Genomic DNA, 24,136 nt, shown 5'->3' on the forward strand with positions numbered 1-24,136 from the left:
TGCTCCCTGTCAGATTATAGCACTGTCCCTTGCTTTTGCATTTTTTGCACCTGTTTGTTTTTAGCCAGCTCATACATTAATCTTAACCGAGTTTGTGTGAGCTCATCCGTTTTGTACATTGCCAGTAATGCTTCTGGCATCACCATCGAGTCGCTGTTGATTGCGGCCTCTAAGAAGGAAATTGGTTTTTGTAACGCTTTGAGTTTATATGGCTTACCTTGTGCTGGTAGTAACCAAGTCACTTTTTCAGAGTTTCGTAGTTTTTTGATTGTTGCTAGCCAAGCCTCTAAATCACTGTTCTGCACATAGGGAATAGGGTTCGCTGTTAAGCCAACAAACAACCCTGAATTATGATGACTTAAAATACTTAGGCCGCCTTGTGTCGCCCCTTCGATTTCTGCTACGACAAGAGAATGCTCACCTAAATCTAGAGTCACTTGAGCAGCCTTTAATAAAGTAGGAGAAGAAAATGCTGTACTTTGCCACTTCTCAATACGCGCCTTAGCTTTATTTAGCCGTTGTTGCATTTGAGCATTAGAGTGTGTTTCTAATCGAGATTGACTGAGTTGTAGGCTTTTTTCAAATCGCGAAAGTTTATCTTTTAAGGCGCTTTGGTATTCATTGAAATGCATTGAAACATGACGTGGTGCATGCCATGTCGCATCAGGAAATTCATTCGCTAGCAGCGTCATCCCTAAGATTTGTTCTTCATCACTGCTGGTGCTGAATAAATAGCAAATAGGCTTAGGTATACGTTTTCTTACTTCGTTTGCAAAGTGCTCAAGTGCGCTAAAGTCTCCATGGGCATCAATGATGGCTGCACATTTTTGACCTATTAAAACCGCCTGATTGCTAGTCAGATAGCGAGCACTGGTAGGCGGTGCGATTAGAAAAGTCTTTTCATCGACCTTTAGCCATTGTGTTGCTGGGGCTGAAAATGAAGCGAAAATAAAAAATAGGGCGAAGTAAAATCGCATAATCAAAGTAGAGGTTTACCATGCTATTCAATATTGCACGTAATTTAACCGATTATGCGATTTGATGAAAGTGAATTACTCTTCGCTGCTTGCTAGATGAGAAGAAAGTTTTGTGATTAAGTTTTCTTGTGCAGTTTTCTGTGCTTGTAAGTCGTGACACAGGTGCAATGCGGCCATCAGTAATGCGTTGTGCTCAGTGCGTATAGAACTGCGCTGCTTCATTTCTTCTACCGTACTATTAAGCAAGGCTGCAGCATCGAGGAGCGCGGCTTCTTGCCCCTCAGTACAGGCAAATTGATGTGTTTTGCCAAGCAGGCTCACTTCAACTTGATTGGTTTTTTGCGACATTAGCTAGCCTGAGTTGCACTCTGTAGCTTGCTCAACAGGCCAGATAAAGTTTGGCTTGTCTCTTTTTGCTTTTCTTCACTTTCAAGTACTTCTAGCTGAAGAGTTTCATTTTCATCAACTAGTTTTTCATTTTGAGCTTTAAGCTCTGAAAGTTCGTTATTTAAACGATTATTTTGGTTGATCAGTTCATCAATCAATTGTTCGAGTTTTGGGAGAGTTTCGTTGTTCATAAAGGCGCTCTATTGACTGTTATATATGGTACAAATGTAAAACAAACTGACTAAGGATGCTAGCAAATACCTAGCTTTGCGGTGCATTTTGTCATTATTTGGTCATATTTAGGTAAATTCAGCTCGAATACATGTAATAAATACTATTTTAAAAAGTTGAGCTCTTCTTAATTTTATATTTCTCTGAGCAGTGTCGTTTATATCTGAGGGTAATTAGGCGATAATACAAACTGTTATCTTCAAACCTGAGTAAGTGCTCAGGTAAACACTTTTGGGCGCAATTATGCTGAGTTATCGACATTCATTTCATGCGGGTAATCCTGCTGACATCATCAAACATCTTGTTCTGGCACAAGTGCTGGAATATATGACTAAAAAAGACAAGCCGTTTGATTACATTGATACGCATTCTGGTGCTGGCTTTTTTGAATTAGCAGGCGCCGATTCGCAAAAGACACAAGAATATCTAGATGGCATTGGTAAGCTTTGGCACTACCAAGGCCAAAACCAAGCAATTATAGATTTTGTCGAACTGGTTAAAGGTATGAACGAAGCGTCATTATCGTTTTACCCAGGCTCACCAAAAGTGGCAGAGCAGTTTTTACGTCGCCAAGACAAAGGTTGGTTCTTTGAATTGCACCCACAAGATCTAACTTTACTTGAGAAAAACACTCAGCATAAAAAATCTCTCCGTGTAAAAGGCGAAGATGGTTTTAAAGGTTTACAAGGTTTAGTGCCACCTGCTTCAAGAAGAGCTTGCGTGTTAATGGACCCACCTTATGAAATTAAAACCGACTATCAGCATGCCGTTAAGATGATAATTAAGGCGCATAAAAAATTTAGCTCTGGCACCTATATGATTTGGTATCCGGTTGTAGATAGAGAGCGTATTGATTTAATGGAGCAAACTTTAAAAGAGTCAGGCGTTAGAAACATTCAATTATTTGAGCTTGCAACCAGTGCCGATACTGATGTTCATGGAATGACGGCTTCAGGTATGATGGTTATCAACCCGCCTTGGACACTAAAAAAGACCATGGATGAAGTGTTGCCTGAACTGGTTGATTTATTGTCTGATGAAAATGGCTTTTTCAGAAGTGAGCAGCTAGTCGAAGAGTAATTTGTGTTTTCGATGTAAAAAAACAAAGTAAAAAGAAAAAATAAAGCGGCATAATGCCGCTAAAAAATTTAGCCCATAGTTTGCTAGCTTTCCTATTTAGAAAGCTAGCTATGGACAAGTCGGGAGTTTAGAACACGTATTTCACAGACATTTGAATACGGTTTAAATCACCATCCACACCACTTTCAGTCTCACGAGTACCTACTTTATATTCAGCACCAAAAGTCAGCTTTTTAACTGGAGAGTAAAGTAAGTTAGCACTGTAGCTCATGCTTGATTTAGTTGGGTTATAGCCCGCACCTAGTACATCAGTTACATTATCCGCTTCGAAGAATGAATATAAGAAAGTTGAGCGGAATTTGTCATTCCAGTGATGCTGATAAGCAACAAAACCTGATGTAGAGTCGATGGTATGAAGGTTAGAGCCATCATAAACGGCACCATTGGCAACGTTTAGACCCACATAACGGCCAAGGCCAGCACCTTGAGTGAGCATAAACTTCAGGTTATTTTTACCAAAGTTCACACGACCTGATGCACTCACACCGAATGATGTTTCGCTTTCATCAGCCGCGCCAATTTTGTACGTGAGCTGACGGGCTAACGCGGTAAGTACAAAATTACCCCAATCTGCTTTGTGTGTATAACGCGCTGTGAAATCAGGCATAGATGCATCGTCTGTTACAACACGGCCAGAATCAGCTGTGGTGACTGTACTTTCTGGATTTTCTACTGAGAATGAGAAGTTACCGCTGGTATATTTCGCCATTGCTTGACGAACGAATACTGTACCTTCCGCAGGGCCTACAAAGTCAAGTGTTTCAGGTAGTGCACCGACATTTTGGAAGTTTGACCAAGCTTGACCAAACAACCAGCCTTTATAGGTAACAAATGCTTGACGAATACGCGGAGAGTAAGAGTTACTCACTCGCTCATTACCACCCGTTGAGGCAATAAAGTCTAGCTCGATTTTCGTTTTAATGGTGCTACCATCTTCAAGTTTAGTGGCGGTGCCAAAGTTAAAACGAGATTGACGGGCATGCATGTCAAATACCGCATCTTCACTGCTAGAAGCAGATACAGGTGTTGTACCAGGTACATAGAAGTCACGGCCAATGTGTTGTGCGCCTAAGGTGCCGTCAGAAAAGTCACTCCAGATAGCGTCGAGCTTAACGTAACCGCCATAGCTTACTTTGGTGTCTTCGATGGTACCTGCTAGAGCGGGTAGGCTTAGAGCGCTTGATACTGCTAGTGCTGTAAGGGTTTTAATTGCTACACTTTTAGTTGTCATAGTTGATGTTCCTTAAAGCTACGTTGTAAATTGCAACGACGCTGTCATGAATAAGAGTTCATACCCACTGTTGTTGATGGTCGCTTTTTGCTCAATTAGCCTTTGGTCTATACGACTAAGGTGGAATAATAAACAAACAGTTCACAGACCATTAATAATTCGTGGCAGTATTTCGTCTATAAAAATAGTGGTTAATCGTATTTTACGCTGTATTTTTCATTTATTTAATATAGGGTTGTACTGTTTGGTTCTATTTTAGGCACTTTATTGCAAAAAATGATCTGTGTTTGTTTTTTAACCTTTATACAACTAAGGTCTAATTCTTAAACTGCAACGCCTGAGTGATCCTTGATGAAAGCCCAAGGGCAAGTAAATTAATATGGAGATGACTATGTCACAAAGCATTTATCCGGTTCCTGAAGCTATCAAGAACAATGCATTAGTTAATAACGACCAGTATGAAACTTTATATCAACAGTCTATCGACAACCCTGAAGCATTTTGGGCTGAACACGGTAAACGCCTTGATTGGTCAACCCCTTATACAAAAGTTAAAAACACCTCTTTCGATAAAGGTCACATCAGCATCAATTGGTATGAAGATGGTGAGCTAAACGCTTCTTATAACTGTATCGACCGTCACCTTAAAGACAAGGCAGATAAAGTTGCACTAATTTGGGAAGGCGACAGCCCAGAGCATAGCGAAAATATTACGTTCCAACAGCTTCATGACGAAGTAGCAAAACTTGCCAACGGCCTTAAAAAGCTAGGTGTTGAAAAGGGCGATCGCGTTGCGATTTATATGCCGATGACGCCATTTGCTATTTATGCAATGCAAGCTTGTGCCCGTATTGGTGCTATCCACTCAGTGGTATTCGGTGGTTTCTCACCATCAGCAATTGCAGATCGTATTAAAGATTCTGGCGCAAAAGTGGTTATCACATCTGATGAAGGTCGTCGCGGTGGTAATACAGTTCCGCTTAAAGCCAATGTTGACGAAGCGGTTTCTCAAGATGGCGTAACCACAGTTGAGCATGTTGTTGTGCATCAACTAACGGGTGGTGAAGTTGATTGGCAAAGTCATGACGTATGGTGGCATGAGTTAACAGCTGATGTACCAGCTGAATGTGAACCAACGCCAATGAATGCCGAAGACCCATTATTCATTCTTTATACTTCTGGTTCGACTGGCACACCAAAAGGTGTTGTACATACAACCGGTGGTTACCTAGTTTATTCATCGATGACCCATGAATATGTGTTCGATATTAAAGAAGACGATATTTACTGGTGTACAGCCGATGTGGGTTGGATCACCGGTCACAGCTACATGGCATACGGCCCGTTAGCTAATGGTTGTACTCAGGTTGTATTCGAAGGTGTACCAACTTACCCAAGCGCAGGTCGTATTGGTGAGGTGGTTGATAAGCACAATGTAACCATTCTTTATACTGCGCCAACGGCTATTCGTGCTCTAATGGCGAAAGGCGATGAGCCAACAGCGAGTTCAAAGCGTGATTCACTGCGTATCATGGGTTCAGTAGGTGAGCCAATCAACCCTGAAGCGTGGACTTGGTATCACGAGCGCATTGGTAACAGCAAATGCCCAATCGTAGATACTTGGTGGCAAACTGAAACCGGTGGCATCATGATCACGCCACTACCTGGTGCGACAGACATGAAGCCAGGCTCGGCAACACGTCCATTCTTTGGTATTGCTCCGGCTCTATTTGATGCTGCAGGTGAAACACTTCAAGGCGCAGCAGAAGGTAACCTAGTTATTCTTGATAGCTGGCCGTCACAAGCACGTACCGTGTATGGTGACCATGAGCGTTTCGAACAAACTTACTTCTCAGCTTATCCGGGCGTTTACTTCACTGGTGATGGTTGTCGTCGTGATGAAGATGGTTATTACTGGATCACAGGTCGTGTGGATGACGTACTAAACGTATCAGGCCACCGCCTAGGTACTGCTGAAATCGAAAGTGCCCTAGTTGCGCACGAAGCAGTAGCAGAAGCTGCCGTAGTTGGTTACCCGCATGACATTAAAGGCCAAGGTATTTATGTCTACATTACACCGAATGAAGGTGTGCTAGTAAGCGATGAGTTAACCAAAGAAGTACGTAACTGGGTTCGTAAAGAGTTAAGCCCAATTGCTTCTCCCGATATGATCCAATGGTCACCGGGTCTACCTAAGACACGTTCTGGTAAGATTATGCGCCGCATTTTACGTAAGATCGCCGCAAATGAGCACCAACAGCTAGGTGATACGTCAACACTGGCCGATCCTACTGTAGTAGATGAATTAATAGAAAATCGTTTAAATCGTTAATAGAACGCTAAAAACTTGAATTTCATTAAATTCTAATCGTACTATATCGGCTGTCCTCTTTCAGATGACAGCCGAATTTTTAGGAGAAAAGCATGAATCAGTTTTTAATTGCGGATGATCACCCTTTATTTAGGGAAGCTTTAAAAGGCGCATTGCAAAGTCAGTTTGAAGATTTAACCGTTTTCGAGTCTGAAAGTTTTGACAGTACCCTTGCTGTGTTATCAGAGCAAGACGAGTTAGATTTACTTTTACTTGATCTACATATGCCCGGCAGCGGTGATTTATACGGTCTTATCCGTATTCGTGAAGATTACCCAAGTCTGCCTATTGTGGTTGTATCAGGCAGTGAAGATCTCAGCATCATTTCTAAGGTAATGGCCTACGGCGCCATGGGTTTCATTCCGAAAGCTTCCTCAACACAAGATATCGCGCAAGGTATCGAAACCGTGCTCGAAGGAGAAACTTGGTTACCAGAAAATATAAAAGATAAAGTAGCCAATGTTGAAAATGAAGACAGAGAGCTCGCACAACAAGTTGCTTCACTCACGCCACAACAATATAAAGTTTTACAGTACCTACACGAAGGTTTACTGAATAAGCAAATTGCCTATGAATTACATATTTCTGAAGCGACAGTAAAGGCACATATTACTGCTATTTTTAGAAAGTTAGGCGTTTATAACCGTACTCAAGCTGTACTGATTGCTTCAAAACTACAATTAGAACCCGTAGAAGCAGTGAGTTAAATATAGCGGCTATGCGATAGAAGATTTTTAATGCACTAGGCAAGGAGTGTCTTGGTGCACAGCCCAAAAAAGCTTGTCACAGTGGACAATACTGAGATGTAACAAGCTCTTCAATATTCTAGCTAATCTGAGTATTTGGTTAGCTAAATACCACAGTCCGATTGCCGTTGATAAACAACTTGTGCTCAGTAGCGAGCTGTAAGGCATTACAGAACACAGTCTTCTCGATATCTCGGCCAATCTTTGCCATGGCTTCAGCATTGTGTATGTGGGTCACAGGCGTCACATTCTGCGCAATGATAGGCCCTTCATCGAGTTCATTATTCACAAAGTGTGCGGTCGCACCGACTATTTTTACGCCGCGTTCAAATGCTTGATGATAAGGTTTTGCGCCAATAAACGCTGGCAAAAAAGAATGATGGATATTAATCACTTTGTTCTCAAAGCGTGCAACAAACTCAGGCGACAAAATACGCATATATTTGGCAAGACCAATAATATCAGGTTGATACTGTGCAATAGCATCCCCAACGAGCTTATCGTGTTCTGCACGGCTTAACCCTTCATGTGAAATACAATGAAAAGGGATATCAAAGCCAGACACCAGCTTTTCTAAATCTGGATAATTGGCAATGACAGCCAGTACTTCGATGTTAAGCGCTTGCTCGTATTGTTTAAGTAGCACACCACCAAGGCAGTGCGCTTCTTTTGTGGCCAGTAAAACCACCTTTCTTTTTGACTCGTCAAAGAGCTCAACTCTGGCCCCAGAAGGCAACTGACTTTTTAATTGCTCAAGAAAAGCCTCACTGGGTTCTCCGGTTAACTCGGTGCGCATAAAAAAGCGTTTAGCTTCTTTATCAACAAATTCATTGTTACGGGTGATATTAAGGTTATGCTCGTAACAGAGCCCGGTAATTTTCGCGATCAGACCAACATCGTCATCACATTGTGTGGTTAGTATTGTTTGCATTTCCTCATTCCTCTGCAAAGTCGAATAGTCACTCTAGCTTTATTACAGAGGAATGAAAATAGCTAACTCATGCTTATTAACGGCCAAAATTCATTAACGCTTTCAATTTTGCCGGTTTTACCGGTTTTGATAGATAATGAATGTTCAAAGCCTTTACTTCAGCTTTAACTTCTTGGTCGCGTACAGCGGTAATAAGCACTGCGGGCACCTGTGATTGCCATATTTCTCTCAAAGTTTTGATTAAAGTGATGCCGTCACATTCAGTACCCAACTGATAGTCCATGAGGATTAAATCAGGGGCTTTATTTGATTTAGCATGTGCAAGTACCGAATCAACATCATTAAATAGATCGTAGTTAGTTTGCCACTTAGCTAATAAACTCGACATGGCCTCTAGGTTTTTAGGGTCGTCGTCAACGGCGATGACATTGAGCTTAGCGTTATTATCTCCAAGTGGCATGCTGGAAGTTGTGAGGGTTTTCCTCGCCACTAAATTAGCATCACCATGTGGGATTAATACACTAAAACGGCTCCCTTTACCGGGGATAGACTTCACCTCTAAAACAATGGACAACAGGTCACATAGACGTTTTACGACCCCTAAACCCAAACCAACGCCTTTATTGTCATTTGAGTGTATGCGGTAGAAGTCGTTAAATATCTTTGCTTGTTCGTATTCACTGATCCCTGGGCCCGTATCATACACCTCGACCAATAAGCCATGTTTACGCTTTCGAGTAGCAATCAATACTTTGCCTGAGTCTGTGTATTTTACGGCATTCGACACTAAATTTTGGATCACGCGGCGCAAGTATGTGGTATCGCTATGAACAATATTTTGATTGCTTCTGACTTTCAATTTAAGGCCTTTTTCGCTCGATAAAATCGCGTACTCATTGGCAAGTGGGCAGAGAATATCATCGATACTAAAATGTCTTGGGGTTGGCTGCATGGCCCCTTGTTCTAGTTTGGCAATATCAAGTAAAGATGACATCAGGTGAACGGTAGAATCGAGCGAGTCGTTGAGCTTATCAAAGTTACTTTTATCTTGATGTGAAAGATGATTGGCATCAATAGCAGCAGAGTATAATCTGGCAGCGTTGAGTGGCTGCAAAATATCATGGCTGGCGAGTGCTAAGAAGCGGGTTTTACTGTCATTGGCTTTTTCAGCTTCTTTTTTCGCAGCGATTAAGGCGTGCTCGGTTTCAATTCTCGAGTCTATTTGTGCTTCTAAGTCTTTATTTATATTTCGGATCTCTTGAGTACGCGCTTCGATGCGGTTTTCTAGATCCATGTTAATTTCTTCTAGAGCGTTTTGTGTGGCGATGTGCATGGTGACATCGCTAAAACTAGTCACGAATCCGCCTTCAGGTAGTGGGTTACCCGTCATTTCAAACACCTGGCCATCACGACGGTGGCGAATAAAGTGGTGTGGTGTGCCATTTCTTAAATGTTGAACACGTTTTTCAACAAGGCGAACTATTTCACCTGGGCCACATTCGCCACGCTCTGCGTTAAAACGAATGACTTCTTCTATTGGTTGGCCTACTTCTAAAAAGCCCTCAGGATAATTAAACATCTCAGCATAACGTTTGTTCCAAGCAACGAGGTTAAGGTCTTTATCTACAACAGAAATACCATGAGAGAGGTTTTCGAGCGAGGTGTAGAGTAAGTTTTGGTTAAATTGAAGCGCTTGGGTAGTTTCATCAAAGAAGTTAACGACTTCTTCAAATGCCATTTGCTTGCCAGAGGCAACGGTATGAATAAGCGCTTGCGCAGACGAGGCTCCCAAAACCCCGGTGAGGGCTCGTTCACAATAGGCGATAAACTCAGGATCTGGATAGGCGTTATTGTCATCAATATCATGCAATAACGTATAATGACCAAGCAGTTGTTGTGAACGCTGAACACCTAAGAAAGTCTGTAATAGCACTTTAAAGTCATACACGGTTGCTTTGACGTTTTTGTTCATGCGTTTAATCAAAGCCGCTTCTTCACGTGGATTGACAAAGGCTGCGGCTTGTATTTTATCGATTAAACGCTCATGGGCACCTAATGAGAAGCTAATGTAGCAACTGATGTTTGCAAATAAGGCAATTAAAGTGCCCTGGGTGATGAGCGTTTGTCTTGCTTCAAAGTTGAGAGAAAAACCCATATCAACCATGGGCATCATTAAAAACAGTGTCCAACAGATGAATCCAGCTAATAAGCCAGCATACACACCATAAGCATGACCCTTACGCCAATATAAACCACCGACTATGGCAGGTAATAATTGGGTTACTAATGAAAACGCCACAAGACCCATACTTGCCAGTGATTCCCCATGGCCAAAGTGTTGTTGGTATAAATAAGCCAATAATAAAATGGCGGCGATGATAAAGCGGCGGATCAAGAGAATGGAAGATTTGTAATTACCCAACGCAGGGGCGCGGTGAAAACGGCGTTTTAGTACCAATGGCAATACCACATCATTCGACAACATCGTACTGAGTGTGAGTGTTGCTACAACGATCATCGCAGTTGCCGAAGATAGCCCACCGATAAAGACAAAGGTCGTGAGAATTGGGTGGCCGGTTGAAATAGGCAGTGCCAGTACAAAACTGTCTGCCGCCAAATGAGAGCCAATATTCGGATGAATAGCAGCAGTCGCAATCGGGATGATCATCGCTGCAGTTAACATAAGGTATAAAGGAAAAGCCCATCTAGCTGTAAGTAAGTGCTTTCTATCTTGGTTGTCTACGACAGTCACATGAAACTGTCTGGGCAGGCAGATAATAGCCGCAGCCGCGATCAGGCTCTGGCCAATAAAATTGAAGCTACTAAAGTTAAAGTCTTGCCAATGGGTGAGTAAATTTAAGCTATGTTTTGGCTGATTATAAAGTGCGACTAATGCCAGAGCTGCCACTGCAACAAGTGCTAACAGTTTAATAATAGATTCAAACGCAATGGCCAGCATTAAGCCTGAACGGTATTCGGTAACGTCGACTTTTCGTGTACCAAAAAATATAGCAAACAGGGCGATGATCAAAGTACCAGTAAGCGCTAAAACAGTACCAGAGAGTTGCTCATCTTGTTGCAGTAATAAAAAGCTAGAACTCAGCGCTTTTAGTTGCAGCGCGATATAAGGAATGGTCGCCAACAAAGCTATCATGGTAACCATGACGGCTGTGGTTTGTCGTTTGCCGTAGCGGGCAGAGATAAAATCGGCAATGGTGGTGATATTTTGTTTTTTACTGACTAATACCAGTTTTCTTAAAAAACCTTGTCCGAATAAAAATAATAAAGCGGGCCCTAATAAAATAGGCAAATAATGCCAACTACTCGCCGCAGCAGTACCCACGGCGCCATAGTAAGTCCATGATGTACAGTAAATGCCGAGTGCCAATGCGTATACAAAAGGATGATGGCTAAACTTTAGCGCACGGGGGGTGGTTTTATCTCCCCAGTTTGCCAGCCAAAATAAAACCCCTATATAACAAAGAGAAACAAATATCAGTGCAGCGCTCATAGTCTTATCTTTTTTATTGTCGACCAAATAACCTTATCACATTTGCTTTTTTTGTAATCCTTTTTGTATCGCAATTCAATGTTTAACTTACTGTTTATTATAGATTTTGTATTTATTGCTCTGGCTAAATTAGACTAATGTCTCATACCATCCCAAAAATGCCTTTTTTGCTCAAAATGCGAACGTTTAATTTGCTAAGTGTTTGTTAAATATAGTTAAACCTGATGTTTTAAGTGTGTCAATCTGCAGTTTACGTAAACGTTAACTTGTTGTTACGACTAAGGTAGCAATTCCAACTTGTAAGGGCGTTGCTAATGTAGATAGTGACGATTAACACCAACACAGCCAATTCATTGGCAAGTGATAGGGGACAACAAAAATGGCTTTTAAAGACGAAGAACAAGCAAAAGCATATTGGTCAGAAAATCTGAGCCTCATGTTTAAGCTATTAACAATATGGTTTGTAGTGTCATTTGGTTTTGGCATTTTACTGGTAGATGTACTTAATGAGATCCGCTTCTTTGGATTCAAATTAGGTTTTTGGTTTTCACAGCAAGGCGCAATTTACACCTTTGTGGCTTTGATTTTTGTCTACGTGTTCAAAATGGATACGCTTGATAAAAAATACGGCGTAGATGAATAAGGAGCACGAAGATGGATGTTAAGATTCTTACCTTTATTATTGTTGGCTTGAGCTTTGCGCTCTATGTCGGCATCGCAATTTGGGCTCGTGCGGGTTCAACAAAAGAATTCTATGTTGCTGGCGGTGGTGTACCACCTGTGGCAAACGGCATGGCAACAGCCGCAGACTGGATGAGTGCAGCATCATTCATTTCAATGGCGGGTATTATTTCTTTCGCTGGTTACGACGGTGGTGTTTACCTAATGGGTTGGACTGGTGGTTATGTACTACTGGCGCTTTGTTTAGCACCTTATCTTCGTAAGTTTGGTAAATTTACGGTACCAGATTTCATAGGAGATCGTTATTACTCTCAAGTTGCCCGTGTAGTAGCTATCTTGTGTGCAATCTTTATCTGTTTCACTTACATTGCCGGTCAGATGCGTGGTGTAGGTGTTGTATTCTCTCGTTTCTTAGAAGTAGACATTGAGACCGGTGTTTACATCGGTATGGTTATCGTATTCTTCTATGCTGTATTAGGTGGTATGAAAGGTATCACGTATACGCAGGTTGCTCAGTATTGTGTATTAGTATTTGCGTATTTAGTACCAGCTGTATTTATTTCTCTAATGATGACTGGCCACTTACTACCGCAAACAGGCTTCGGTGCAACTCTAGCCGATGGCTCGGGTGTGTATATGCTCGATAAACTTGATGGACTGAGTACCGAGCTTGGCTTCTCGCAATATACCGAAGGCTCTAAGAGTATGATCGATGTATTCGCTATCACTGCCGCTCTTATGGTCGGTACAGCGGGTCTGCCTCATGTAATCGTTCGTTTCTTCACAGTACCGAAAGTAAAAGATACACGCATCTCAGCAGCATGGACGCTTGTATTCATCGCGATTGTTTATACGACAGCCCCTGCGGTTGCATCATTTGCGCGTGTAAACATGATTGATACGATTAATGGTAAAGATGGTAACGGAACACTTTACGAAGAAGCACCAACTTGGGTTAAAAACTGGGAAAGAACTGGCCTTATCACCTTCGAAGATAAGAATGGTGACGGTAGAATGAATTACTCTGCAGGTAAGATCTCAGATCCAAACAGTGCTAACGAAGTGAACATTGACCGAGACATTATGGTACTGGCAAACCCAGAGATTGCGAATCTGCCTGCTTGGGTTATCGCATTGGTCGCAGCGGGTGGTATTGCAGCAGCACTATCAACCACAGCGGGTCTACTACTGGTAATTTCAACCTCGGTATCGCATGATTTACTTAAGCGTACACTAAAACCAGATATCAGTGATAAGCAAGAGTTACTCGCAGCGCGTTTGGCGGCGATGACAGCGATTGCAATCTCAGCCTACTTCGGTATCAACCCGCCAGGATTCGTGGCTTCAGTTGTGGCATTTGCATTCGGCCTAGCAGCAGCGAGCTTCTTCCCAGCAATTATCATGGGTATCTTCTCTAAGAAGATGAATAAAGAAGGTGCGATTGCAGGTATGATCACAGGTATTGGCTTCACAGCGGCTTATATCATTTACTTCAAGTTTATTAGTCCTGAGCTTAATGCACCAGCAAACTGGTTATTCGGTATCTCTCCAGAAGGTATTGGTATCATCGGTATGCTAGTTAACTTCATCGTTGCTGCGGTTGTTCTTAAACTAACTGCTGAAACACCAAAAGAAGTGCAAGACATGGTTGATAGTATTCGTAACCCTAAAGGCTCAGGTGAGGCACACGCCCACTAATATTTGAGCGAATAAGCACAAAGCTCAGCCGACAAGGCTGGGCTTTTATTCGTTTTAGCAAAGTGCTGTTTTTACATTTCTAAAAAATTCGGTTTGATAGCTGCATTTTGCTAAAACGATTCATACCTAAGCGTAAACACTAACATTTCTTTCTTTTATTGTAGTTGTTTATAGGCGGGTGACTTAGGAGTAGAGCATGACCCCAGAAGTTGCTGAAGTCGCAAAATTTGTTGCCTTACAGGCGCCATTTAGCCAATTACCAGAAGCGGCGACCCACTATTTTGTGTCCCATTTAGAAATTGTTTATTTAAACAAAGACAATCAGTCACAGTGGCTAAAATCTACTGAGCCAAATTTATACTTAGTCCGCTCAGGTCAATATGATCTGGTCAATGCCAAAGAAGAAGTGATCACGCAAATCGCAGAAGGTGACTATTTTGGCTTTCCGTCTTTATTAACCGGCGATGCCATACAAAATCGCATCGAAGTGTCGACCCCCGGCTTAATTTATATCTTAAATCAAACTAGCTTTGATTACTTACGTCGTGAATATAAGGCATTCGAACAACACTTTGTGCGCGCTCATGCTAATCGCTTGCTGTCTTCTCATTATCAGCAAAAAAGTGATAACTGGTCTGAGAAAAAAATCAGTGAGCTATTGACCAGAAAGGCGATAACACTCGGGCCGGATGCATCAATTCGTGATGCCGCGGTGAAAATGAGTGAGCATGGGGTCTCTTCCATTATGGTCACAGAGCAAGAGAGTCTTATCGGTGTGCTCACAGATAGAGACTTGCGTAATCGGGTTCTGGCCAAGGATGTTGATCCTAATATGGCAATTAATCAGGTGATGACGGCTAAGCCAAAATTCATTTTCGAAAACAATCGAGTATTTTCTGCTTTGCATTTAATGCTTAAACACAACATACATCATTTGCCTGTGCTCGATGAAAATTACACGCCTCTCGGTATGTTGACCAGTACAGATTTGTTACGTCAGCAAAAAAGCGATCCGGTACAACTTATTGGTCGCATTTATAAAGCGACATCGGTTCAGCAGTTACGCCTGTATGCGCAAGAGATCCCTGCATTATTAAAGAGCTTTTCTCATAACATTGATGATATCTCGGTCATGGGCAAGCTATTAAGTGGTCTGACCGATGCATTGACCAGTCGATTAATTCGCATTTATCAGCAAGAGCATGGTACAGCGCCATGTGCGTTTAGTTTTATTTGCTTTGGTTCACAAGCCCGTGAAGAGCAAACTTTGCATTCAGATCAAGACAATGGCTTATTACTACCGAACAATTTAACCGAAGCGCAAAGAGCTTACTTCAAAGGAATGGGTGAGTTTGTTTGTGAACAACTCGTTGAATGCGGTATTAAGCGTTGCCCAGGTAATATTATGGCAAGCAACCCTGAGTGTTGCGGCACCTTAAATGAGTGGTCAGAGCGATTTTTTAAGTGGATCAAATCACCCACGCCGCAGGCGATGTTGAACTGTAAGATCTTTTTTGATTTGCGCTTTATTGATGGTTCGAATGAGCTATACAGTGACTTATGTGTGTCGCTTGAAAGAATTAGCAAAAATGAACTCTTCTTTGCGGCCATGGCCACAGATATTAACGCGAACTCTGTACCGATTGGTTTGTTCCAGCAATTTAAACTTGAGAAGAGTGAGTCTAAGCATAAGTATTTAGATCTGAAAAAGCGCGGTGTTGTGATCATCAATGATATTGCAAGGCTCTATGCACTAAAAGCGGGAGTAAGGCGGGCCAATACCCTTGAACGTCTGGATGCGCTGACTAAATTTAATCTCATAAGCGCTAAAGATATTTATAACCTCAAAGATTGTTGGCGCTACCTGACGCAATTGCGACTCAAAACCCAATTGAATAAAGAGGGCTTGCCGGGCAACTGTATCGACCCTGAAATGTTAACTTCTCTTGAGAAGCATCAATTGAAAGAAGCGTTTTATTTAATTAAGCAAGCGCAACAAGCCTGTGCGTTTAAGTTTGCCAGAGGCAGCTTGTAAATGCAGAAGTTAGTACAAAAAGCATTTCGCTATTTAAAAGCCAAAGGCAAGTCACTCGATGAAGTGGAGTTTGTAGTTTTAGATCTTGAACTCACAGGGCTTGATCCTAAAGTACATGAAATTGTATCAGCGGCTTGGGTAACTATGTGCAGTGACAGAATTCAATTAAAAAGCGCGATGCACATAATCAATAGTGATGTGAAGCAGCTAGATCAGAGTCCGGTTTATCATGGTATCGATGAGCAAACGCTTAATGAAGGGGTATCTCTTGAGGCGTTAATGACTGAACTATGTGACGCTTTGCACGATAAGGTATTAGTGTGCCACAACGCTTATTTAGACTGGGGATTTATCCGATTAAATAGCAAAGCGTTAGGTTTAGAGGCACTCCCTTTGGCCATTGTTGACACGATGCAAATTGAGAAAAGGCGTCAGTTAAAGCAAAACACCGAATTACATCAGGACAGCCTGACTTTGGCTAATTGTCGCACTCGTTATCAACTACCAGACTATGAGGTGCATAATGCACTAACCGATGCCTTAGCAACTGCCGAGTTGTTGTTAGTCTTAATAAATAAAATTGGGGCGGGTAAGCCACTTAAACTTTCGGCCTTGATGTAAGATTTTTTTTCGCGCAAGTGTATACATAATTTGCCTATGTCGATTACAATAGCCCCATCTTTTAGGAAGTTATACCAATCCTCTAAATTAAGTGAGCTATTTTGAGGAACTGTATTAATTTCCTGTCTCTGCATTTAGCTAGGTCCACAACTTAATGGCAATAAAACTGGCAATAAATGGGTTTGGTCGTATTGGACGCAATGTTGTGCGTGCATTGTACGAATCAGGTCGCCGTCAAGATATTGAAATCGTGGCTATTAATGAATTAGCCGATCCCAAAGCCGTTGCGCATTTACTTAAATATGATACCTCTCACGGTCGTTTTGCTTACTCGGTTTCGCATGATGCGCCTTTCTTAGAAGTAAATGGCGATAAAATCCAACTATTTAGTGAGTCAGATCCGGCTCATTTACCTTGGCAGGCTCTAGAAGTTGATGTGGTACTTGAGTGTACTGGTGTGTTCCACAGTCGTTTAGACGCTAAAAAACATCTAAATGCAGGTGCTAAAAAAGTGTTATTCTCTCAACCTGCCGATGCAGATGTTGATGCAACCATAGTGTATGGCATTAACGAAGAAGAGCTTAAAGCTGAACACACTATTGTTTCTAATGGTTCTTGTACAACCAACTGTATTGTACCTGTGATCAAAGTGCTTGATGATGCCTTCGGCATTGAATCAGGTGCTATTACGACTATTCATGCGTCTATGCATGACCAGCAGGTGATCGATGCGTATCACAGTGATTTGCGCCGTACTCGTGCAGCGAGTCAGTCAATTATTCCAGTCGACACTAAATTAGCCCGTGGTATTGAGCGTATCTTGCCTAAATTTGAAGGTCGCTTTGAAGCCATCGCTGTACGTGTTCCGACGATAAATGTGACGGCCATGGATTTAAGTGTTACGCTAAATCAAGACGTTGATTTAGATAAAATAAATCAAGCAATTCAGGCTAATACACAAGGCCGATTAGAAAATATTCTAAGTTATACCGAAGAGCCTTTGGTGTCGGTAGATTTTAACCATGATGCACATTCTTGTATCATTGACGGCACGCAAACACGCGTAAGTCATAAAAGGTTAGTAAAACTTTTAGTATGGTGTGATAACGAGTGGGGGTTTGCGAACCGTATGCTCGACACCGCTGAGGCCATGATGGCCGCTAAATAACAACAAAGCTATTACCCAGTATCGTTCTTAAAGGAGACATCAATGTCAGTCATCAAAATGGCGGATCTAGATTTATCAGGCAAGCGTGTTTTAATTCGTGAAGATTTAAACGTGCCAGTAAAAGACGGCAAAGTAACGTCTGATGCGCGTATTCGCGCTTCACTTCCGACTATTAAACTTGCACTTGAAAAAGGTGCAAAAGTGATGGTGATGTCTCACCTTGGTCGTCCAACTGAGGGCGAATACAATGAAGAATTCTCACTTCAGCCAGTGGTTGACTACCTAAACGAAGCGTTAGAACAAAACGTACGTTTAGAAAAAGATTACCTAAATGGCGTTGAAGTTGCCGACAATGAAGTGGTTGTATTTGAAAACGTACGCTTTAATATCGGTGAAAAGAAAGACGACGAAGCACTAGCTCAACAGCTTGCTGCATTATGTGACGTATACGTGATGGATGCTTTCGGAACGGCTCACCGTGCTCAAGCGTCTACGCATGGCGTTGGCTTATTTGCAGAAGTTGCTTGTGCTGGCCCACTGTTAGCGGCTGAACTTGATGCACTAGGTAAAGCACTTGATAACCCGGCACGTCCACTTGTGGCGATTGTAGGTGGTTCTAAAGTATCGACTAAACTAACTGTACTTGATTCATTATCAACTGTGGTTGACCAGCTAGTTGCTGGTGGCGGTATCGCGAACACTTTCGTTGCGGCAGCAGGTCACCCTGTTGGTAAGTCGCTTTTCGAAGCTGATTTAATCGACGAAGCAAACAAATTAACATCAGCAGCGCGTGCAAACGATGGTGACATTCCAGTACCAACAGATGTCGTTGTAGGTACTGAGTTCTCTGAATCAGCAGTGGCGACTATCAAAGATGTGACTGAAGTATCTGATGAAGACATGATCTTCGATATCGGTCCTGATACAGCGCAAACTCTAGCTAAAATCATTGAAAATGCAGGCACGGTTGTGTGGAATGGCCCAGTTGGCGTTTTCGAATTTGACCAGTTTGGTAATGGTACAGAAGCGATTGCCAATGCAATTGCAAAGTCTAATGCCTTCTCAATTGCGGGTGGCGGCGACACGCTAGCAGCAATCGACAAATATGGCGTGGCAGATGAAATTTCTTACATTTCAACGGGCGGTGGTGCTTTCTTAGAGTTCTTAGAAGGGAAAAAACTACCAGCTGTTGCTATGCTTGAGAAAAGAGCAAACGCGTAACAGTTTTTCAGGCCAGCTTTTGCTGGCCTTTTTATCTTAATCACTCTCACTCAGATTAAGGTAAATAAAAAATCAGTAGCAACAAGCGAAAGGCTACTTTCGATATATCCGTTCAAACTAGATAGCAAAGGCTATCGACTATTGGAGAAAGCAAAATGGCTTTAATCAGTATGCGTCAACTTCTTGATCATGCAGCAGAGCATGGTTACGGCGTTCCAGCGTTCAACGTTAACAACCAAGAGCAGATGCGTGCCATCATGGAAGCGGCTGATAAAACAAACAGCCCAGTGATCGTTCAAGGCTCTGCAGGCGCACGTGCTTATGCAGGCGCACCTTTCATTCGTCATATGATTTTAGCGGCTGTTGAAGAGTGGCCACATATCCCTGTTGTTATGCACCAAGACCACGGTACATCTCCAGGTGTATGTCAGCGTTCTATCCAATTAGGTTTCTCATCAGTGATGATGGATGGTTCTTTAATGGAAGATGGTAAAACACCTTCTTCATATGAATACAACGTAGACGTTACACGTCGTACAGTTGAAATGGCGCATGCATGTGGTGTTTCTGTTGAGGGTGAGTTAGGTGTACTTGGTTCACTAGAAACAGGTGAAGCTGGCGAAGAAGATGGCATTGGCGCAGAAGGTAAATTAACTGAAGACCAACTATTAACTGATCCTGAAGAAGCGGCTGACTTCGTAAAGAAAACAGGCGTTGATGCGTTAGCAATCGCGTGTGGTACATCACACGGTGCTTACAAGTTCACACGTCCACCAACAGGTGACATCTTAGCAATCAACCGCATCAAAGAGATCCACGCTCGTATCCCTGATACTCACTTAGTTATGCATGGTTCTTCTTCTGTACCGCAAGAGTGGTTAGCAGTAATCAATGAGTTTGGTGGTGAGATCCCTGAAACTTACGGTGTACCAGTCGATCAAATCGTAGAAGGCATCAAGTACGGTGTGCGTAAGGTAAACATTGATACAGACTTACGATTAGCATCAACGGGTGCTATCCGTCGTCACCTAGCGCATAACCCGTCTAACTTTGACCCACGTAAATTCTTAGCTGAAGCGACGAAAGCGATGACTGAGATTTGTGTGGCGCGTTATGAAGCGTTTGGCACTGCGGGTAATGCAGCGAAGATCAAACCAATCTCACTAGACGACATGCACTTGAAGTATTTATCAGGCGAGCTTGATCCACAGATCAAGTAATAACCAAGTCTAGCTGATTTTATATTAAGCCCCAGTATTGGGGCTTTTTTGGATCAGTATTTTACTAATTCAGATCTGAATTCCCGATGTTGAGGATCATGATCTTACCAACTTATGCGATCTGGGATCGATTTCTTACTAACTTAACGAGTGATTTGCACTCAAAACAGCCCCAAAACTGTGTAACAAGATCCAAATTGAGATCCTTAATACAACTACTCTTGGTATAAAACTGATCTCTCCGTGCACTACTTAGTCAAAATTTGATCTCTATTTAATCAGTACGTATTTGCGTGATCCGATCAGCTCAGTTTGGTGTTAAGTAAACAACTGTAAAAATAGCCGTGATTAAATATATCGAAAATAGAGGAGAGCTCATTAGGTCAATTTCCATAAATTATTGTTCTTTATGGAATAATGTATTTTGTCATTTATATGACCTGATAAATATTTCTTTTTAAGATCGGATTATTTTTTCATAAAACTGTCATACTAAGTCATAATAATGAAACCAACTTGGGTAAATCGAAGAGAACTGTGGGAATGTCACGTAAAGTACTTGTAGTTGATGATGAAGCACCAATCAGAGAAATGTTGGTTTTCGTATTGGAGCAAAATGGATTTCAGGCAATAGAAGCTGAAGATTATGATTCGGCTATGGCTGCAATGGTAGAGCCATACCCTGATATGGTCTTATTAGACTGGATGCTTCCGGGCGGCAGCGGTATTCAAATTGCGAAAAAGTTTAAGCAAAGCGATTTTACTCGCCAGATCCCAATCATCATGTTAACTGCACGCGGTGAAGAAGAAGATAAAGTAAAAGGACTTGAGGTTGGTGCAGACGATTATGTGACTAAACCTTTCTCTCCTAAAGAATTAATGGCACGTATTAAGGCGGTTATTCGTCGTGTGTCTCCAACCTCACTTGAAGAAGCCATTGAGGTGCACGGCTTGCGTTTAGATCCTATTTCACACCGAGTCACATCGGCGGGTAATGAGTTAGACATGGGTCCAACAGAGTTCCGTTTATTACACTTCTTTATGACACACCCTGAACGTGTTTACAGCCGTGAGCAATTATTAGATCATGTTTGGGGCACTAACGTGTATGTTGAAGATCGCACTGTTGATGTGCATATTCGACGTTTGCGTAAGGCAATTGCACCATTAGGTCATGATAGACTAGTGCAAACTGTTCGCGGTGCTGGTTACCGTTTTTCAAGTAAAATGTAAGCACTCAGCTTTGGATACACTGTATTTATGTATCGAGTAATAAATAAACAGGCGTTAGTTAAACGCCTGTTTTTGTATTTTATACCACTGGCTTTAGTGGGCGTTTTAATTGGCGCACCTTTCATCTTGCTGTTTTTAGGCGCGCTCGCACTGTTACTTTGGCATTATCACCAACTCTATCGACTCAGTGATTGGTTGCTCAACCAACGTAGCTTTAATCCGCCGGAGGGTGAGGGCGCGTGGGAGCAGATCTTCGAAGGGATCTACCACCTCCAACATCGTAACCGTAAAAAGCGCAATGAATTGGCTGAGCTGATCCGTCGTTTTCGTGAAGGTGCTGAAGCGGTCCCTGATGCTGTAGTGGTTCTACAAACAGACTTAAGCATTATTTGGTGTAATCAGCTTGCACTAAAAGTGTTAGGACTACAGTGGCCAACCGATCATGGTCAGCGCTTAGATAACCTAGTGCGGGATCCAAAATTTGCTAAATACATGAACAAGCAAAAGTTCGATGAGCCATTAGAACTTGAGGTATCGCATAATCAAGAGCAAACCCTTGAGTTTAGGGTAATGCCTTATGCGGGTCAGCTTATGATGGTGGTTCGCGACATTTCTCGGCTGAAGCAGTTAGAGCAGATGCGCAAAGATTTTGTTGCCAACGTATCTCATGAGCTTCGTACGCCGCTTACGGTGGTGACTGGCTACCTAGAAATGATGGACGAAGAGAATCTGCCACCACCGTCAATGTGGGCAAAAGCACATCAAACCATGATTGAGCAATGCCATCGCATGGACAGTTTGGTCAATCAATTACTGTCACTTTCTCGTATAGAAGGGGCACGTAAATACGATAATGACAAACCGGTTAGAGTGCCTGATATGCTGGCACTGATTGCGACCGAAGCGAATTCACTCAATAAAGAAAAAGGACATGAGATCAGTTTCGATGTTGACTCTGATCTTGATATTGTCGGTGCACCGGATGAATTACGCAGCGCGTTTTCGAATTTGGTGTTCAATGCGGTTCACTACACTAAACCAAACGGCAATATTCATGTGCAATGGCAATTAAAAGATGAGCAGGCGTATTTCTCTGTGACTGATAATGGTGATGGTATAGCCCCTGAGCATATCAATCGATTGACTGAGCGCTTTTATCGAGTTGATAAGGCAAGAAGTCGTAAAACCGGCGGCTCAGGTTTAGGCTTAGCCATCACTAAACATGTATTAACGCGTCATGAGTCACATTTAGATATCAGCAGTGAAGTAGGTAAAGGTTCTTGTTTTTCTTTTGCTTTTCCAAAAACACGCATTGCTGATTATGACAATAAATAAAACAGTGGTCATAAAAGTGTCATTTTTAAGTAATTTAACTGTCATTTAATCGCTGCAAAATGAACCTCGTTAACTAATTGGGACGAACAACTGGAGAAACCCAAATGAAATTTAAAAGTTTAGTAGCTGCAATGGGTGTAGCGGTAACAACTCTTTTATCAACACCAGCATCAGCTTTAGATGAAAAGCTACCTATGTACAATAAAACAAGTGGCATCTCAGGTAACTTCTCATCTGTAGGTTCTGATACGCTTGCAAACATGATGACTTTTTGGGCTGAAGAATATAAGCGTATTTACCCTAACGTAAATATCCAAATTCAAGCAGCGGGTTCTTCAACTGCGCCACCGGCCTTAACTGAAGCAACGGCAAATTTCGGTCCTATGAGCCGTAAGATGAAATCAAAAGAAATCGAAGCGTTCGAAAAGCGCTACGGTTACAAGCCAACTGAAGTGCGTGTAGCAATCGATGCATTAGCGGTATTTGTACACAAAGATAACCCAATCAAAGGTCTACGTATTGATCAAGTTGATGCAATCTTCTCTTCAACACGTAAGTGTGGTGCTGACGGTGAAATCAACCGTTGGGGTGATGTTGGCCTAAACGGTGACTGGGCGGGTAAAGACGTACAGCTTTATGGTCGTAACTCTGTATCGGGCACTTATGGTTACTTCAAAAAGAAAGCACTATGTAAAGGTGACTTCCGAAACAACGTAAACGAGCAACCAGGTTCTGCATCAGTAGTACAGTCTATCTCTTCTTCAGTGAATGCTATTGGTTACTCAGGTATTGGTTATAAGACTTCGGGTGTTCGTACTGTACCACTAGCGAAAAAAGGTGATAAGTTCGTAGATGCAACTTTAGATAACGTTTCTAAAGGCAAATACCCACTATCACGTTTCCTATATGTTTACGTGAACAAGCACCCTAACAAGCCGCTTTCACCAATCGAAGCTGAATTCTTAAAGATGGTACTTTCTCAAGAAGGTCAGCAAATCGTAGAGAAAGATGGTTATGTACCACTTCCTAGCAAGGTTGCTGCTGCTGAAATGAAGAAGTTAGGTCTTCTATAATTTAGGCGCATAGAATAAAAAAACCGCTGACGTTCAGCGGTTTTTTTGTGTCTGAATAATATCAAATAGCTTAAACAAGAATTGGTAGCAACCTTTTTAATTTAAAGGCTTGTTGAGTAAAGCTTCGGTTTCGGCCTTACAGCTGTTGTAGTCGTCAATACACTCATTGCTACAGATCTGATGCCCTAAGGTGTTTTCTGTATGACGTTGCGCACAGTTACTTTCACATTGATAATTTTGTTGTGCACATTGATTGAGTTCACTACTGGTTGCCCCACAGCCAACTAATAATACAGAGACGACAATAAGCAAAGCTTTCATTTTTA

General features: G+C 42.1%; 20 protein-coding genes. 13 read left to right on the plus strand and 7 right to left on the minus strand.

Annotated elements, in window-relative coordinates:
- Positions 1 to 14: 14 nt before the first annotated feature.
- The 3 genes from C1E24_RS06235 to zapB all read right to left on the minus strand — a co-directional run bounded on the left by C1E24_RS06235 (position 15) and on the right by zapB (position 1,555).
- Entirely contained in the window at positions 15 to 983 is a 969-nt protein-coding gene (locus C1E24_RS06235) for a hypothetical protein (RefSeq protein ID WP_171040806.1), read from the minus strand.
- Positions 984 to 1,052: 69 nt separating this feature from the next.
- Positions 1,053 to 1,325 (minus strand): cell division protein ZapA, encoded by a 273-nt coding sequence (locus C1E24_RS06240; protein WP_138479783.1) that lies wholly within the window; start codon positions 1,323 to 1,325, stop codon positions 1,053 to 1,055.
- The gene (gene zapB / locus C1E24_RS06245; RefSeq protein ID WP_058028813.1) at positions 1,325 to 1,555 is read right to left on the minus strand and encodes a cell division protein ZapB; all 231 of its coding nucleotides are present in this window, start codon (positions 1,553 to 1,555) and stop codon (positions 1,325 to 1,327) included. The genes C1E24_RS06240 and zapB overlap by 1 nt, the downstream gene beginning before the upstream one ends.
- A 283-nt stretch (positions 1,556 to 1,838) precedes the next feature.
- Here zapB and C1E24_RS06250 point away from each other — a divergent pair, with 283 nt between their 5' ends.
- The gene (locus C1E24_RS06250) at positions 1,839 to 2,675 is read left to right on the plus strand and encodes a 23S rRNA (adenine(2030)-N(6))-methyltransferase RlmJ (RefSeq protein ID WP_138479785.1); all 837 of its coding nucleotides are present in this window, start codon (positions 1,839 to 1,841) and stop codon (positions 2,673 to 2,675) included.
- A 127-nt stretch (positions 2,676 to 2,802) separates the two neighbouring features.
- Here the strand turns inward: C1E24_RS06250 and C1E24_RS06255 are convergent, their stop codons facing one another.
- On the minus strand, positions 2,803 to 3,966 hold the full coding sequence (locus C1E24_RS06255) for a DcaP family trimeric outer membrane transporter (RefSeq protein ID WP_138479787.1): 1,164 nt from the start codon (positions 3,964 to 3,966) through the stop codon (positions 2,803 to 2,805).
- Between the two features lie 391 nt (positions 3,967 to 4,357).
- On the opposite strand from C1E24_RS06255, the gene acs reads away from it, so the two are divergent.
- Positions 4,358 to 6,298, plus strand: a complete 1,941-nt coding sequence (acs, locus tag C1E24_RS06260; protein ID WP_138479789.1) for an acetate--CoA ligase — start codon at positions 4,358 to 4,360, stop codon at positions 6,296 to 6,298.
- A 92-nt stretch (positions 6,299 to 6,390) separates the two neighbouring features.
- Positions 6,391 to 7,044 (plus strand): response regulator transcription factor, encoded by a 654-nt coding sequence (locus C1E24_RS06265; RefSeq protein WP_138479791.1) that lies wholly within the window; start codon positions 6,391 to 6,393, stop codon positions 7,042 to 7,044.
- Positions 7,045 to 7,183: 139 nt separating this feature from the next.
- On the opposite strand, the gene purU is transcribed toward C1E24_RS06265, so the two are convergent.
- Complete coding sequence (purU, locus tag C1E24_RS06270; protein WP_138479793.1) at positions 7,184 to 8,014, minus strand: formyltetrahydrofolate deformylase; 831 nt, start codon at positions 8,012 to 8,014, stop codon at positions 7,184 to 7,186.
- A gap of 76 nt (positions 8,015 to 8,090) precedes the next feature.
- Positions 8,091 to 11,525, minus strand: coding sequence for a PAS domain-containing hybrid sensor histidine kinase/response regulator (locus tag C1E24_RS06275; protein WP_138479795.1), 3,435 nt, complete (start codon positions 11,523 to 11,525; stop codon positions 8,091 to 8,093).
- A gap of 379 nt (positions 11,526 to 11,904) precedes the next feature.
- Here C1E24_RS06275 and C1E24_RS06280 point away from each other — a divergent pair, with 379 nt between their 5' ends.
- The 10 genes from C1E24_RS06280 (at position 11,905) to C1E24_RS06325 (ending at position 23,810) form a co-directional block, all read left to right on the plus strand.
- Positions 11,905 to 12,168, plus strand: coding sequence for a DUF4212 domain-containing protein (locus C1E24_RS06280; RefSeq protein ID WP_138479797.1), 264 nt, complete (start codon positions 11,905 to 11,907; stop codon positions 12,166 to 12,168).
- Positions 12,169 to 12,179: 11 nt separating this feature from the next.
- Positions 12,180 to 13,904: a sodium:solute symporter family protein gene (locus tag C1E24_RS06285; protein WP_138479799.1), complete on the plus strand. Its 1,725-nt coding sequence runs from the start codon at positions 12,180 to 12,182 to the stop codon at positions 13,902 to 13,904.
- Positions 13,905 to 14,100: 196 nt separating this feature from the next.
- Positions 14,101 to 15,939, plus strand: a complete 1,839-nt coding sequence (locus C1E24_RS06290; protein ID WP_138479801.1) for a DUF294 nucleotidyltransferase-like domain-containing protein — start codon at positions 14,101 to 14,103, stop codon at positions 15,937 to 15,939.
- Positions 15,940 to 16,560, plus strand: coding sequence for an exonuclease domain-containing protein (locus C1E24_RS06295; protein WP_138479803.1), 621 nt, complete (start codon positions 15,940 to 15,942; stop codon positions 16,558 to 16,560).
- A gap of 154 nt (positions 16,561 to 16,714) precedes the next feature.
- A complete protein-coding gene (epd, locus tag C1E24_RS06300; protein ID WP_138479805.1) occupies positions 16,715 to 17,728 on the plus strand; it encodes an erythrose-4-phosphate dehydrogenase in 1,014 nt (337 codons plus the stop codon).
- 42 nt (positions 17,729 to 17,770) lie between these two features.
- Positions 17,771 to 18,949, plus strand: coding sequence for a phosphoglycerate kinase (locus tag C1E24_RS06305; protein ID WP_138479807.1), 1,179 nt, complete (start codon positions 17,771 to 17,773; stop codon positions 18,947 to 18,949).
- A 155-nt stretch (positions 18,950 to 19,104) separates the two neighbouring features.
- Positions 19,105 to 20,169, plus strand: coding sequence for a class II fructose-bisphosphate aldolase (fba, locus tag C1E24_RS06310; protein ID WP_058028826.1), 1,065 nt, complete (start codon positions 19,105 to 19,107; stop codon positions 20,167 to 20,169).
- A 543-nt stretch (positions 20,170 to 20,712) separates the two neighbouring features.
- Complete coding sequence (gene phoB / locus C1E24_RS06315) at positions 20,713 to 21,402, plus strand: phosphate regulon transcriptional regulator PhoB (protein ID WP_138479809.1); 690 nt, start codon at positions 20,713 to 20,715, stop codon at positions 21,400 to 21,402.
- A 27-nt stretch (positions 21,403 to 21,429) separates the two neighbouring features.
- Complete coding sequence (gene phoR / locus C1E24_RS06320; protein ID WP_138479811.1) at positions 21,430 to 22,737, plus strand: phosphate regulon sensor histidine kinase PhoR; 1,308 nt, start codon at positions 21,430 to 21,432, stop codon at positions 22,735 to 22,737.
- A gap of 104 nt (positions 22,738 to 22,841) precedes the next feature.
- Entirely contained in the window at positions 22,842 to 23,810 is a 969-nt protein-coding gene (locus C1E24_RS06325) for a PstS family phosphate ABC transporter substrate-binding protein (RefSeq protein ID WP_138479813.1), read from the plus strand.
- A gap of 96 nt (positions 23,811 to 23,906) precedes the next feature.
- On the opposite strand, the gene C1E24_RS06330 is transcribed toward C1E24_RS06325, so the two are convergent.
- A complete protein-coding gene (locus C1E24_RS06330) occupies positions 23,907 to 24,131 on the minus strand; it encodes a hypothetical protein (RefSeq protein ID WP_138479815.1) in 225 nt (74 codons plus the stop codon).
- Between the last annotated feature and the right edge of the window lie 5 nt (positions 24,132 to 24,136).

It is taken from the genome of Pseudoalteromonas phenolica (genome assembly GCF_005876835.1).
In the GTDB taxonomy this organism is placed as follows: Bacteria; Pseudomonadota; Gammaproteobacteria; order Enterobacterales; family Alteromonadaceae; genus Pseudoalteromonas; species Pseudoalteromonas phenolica_B.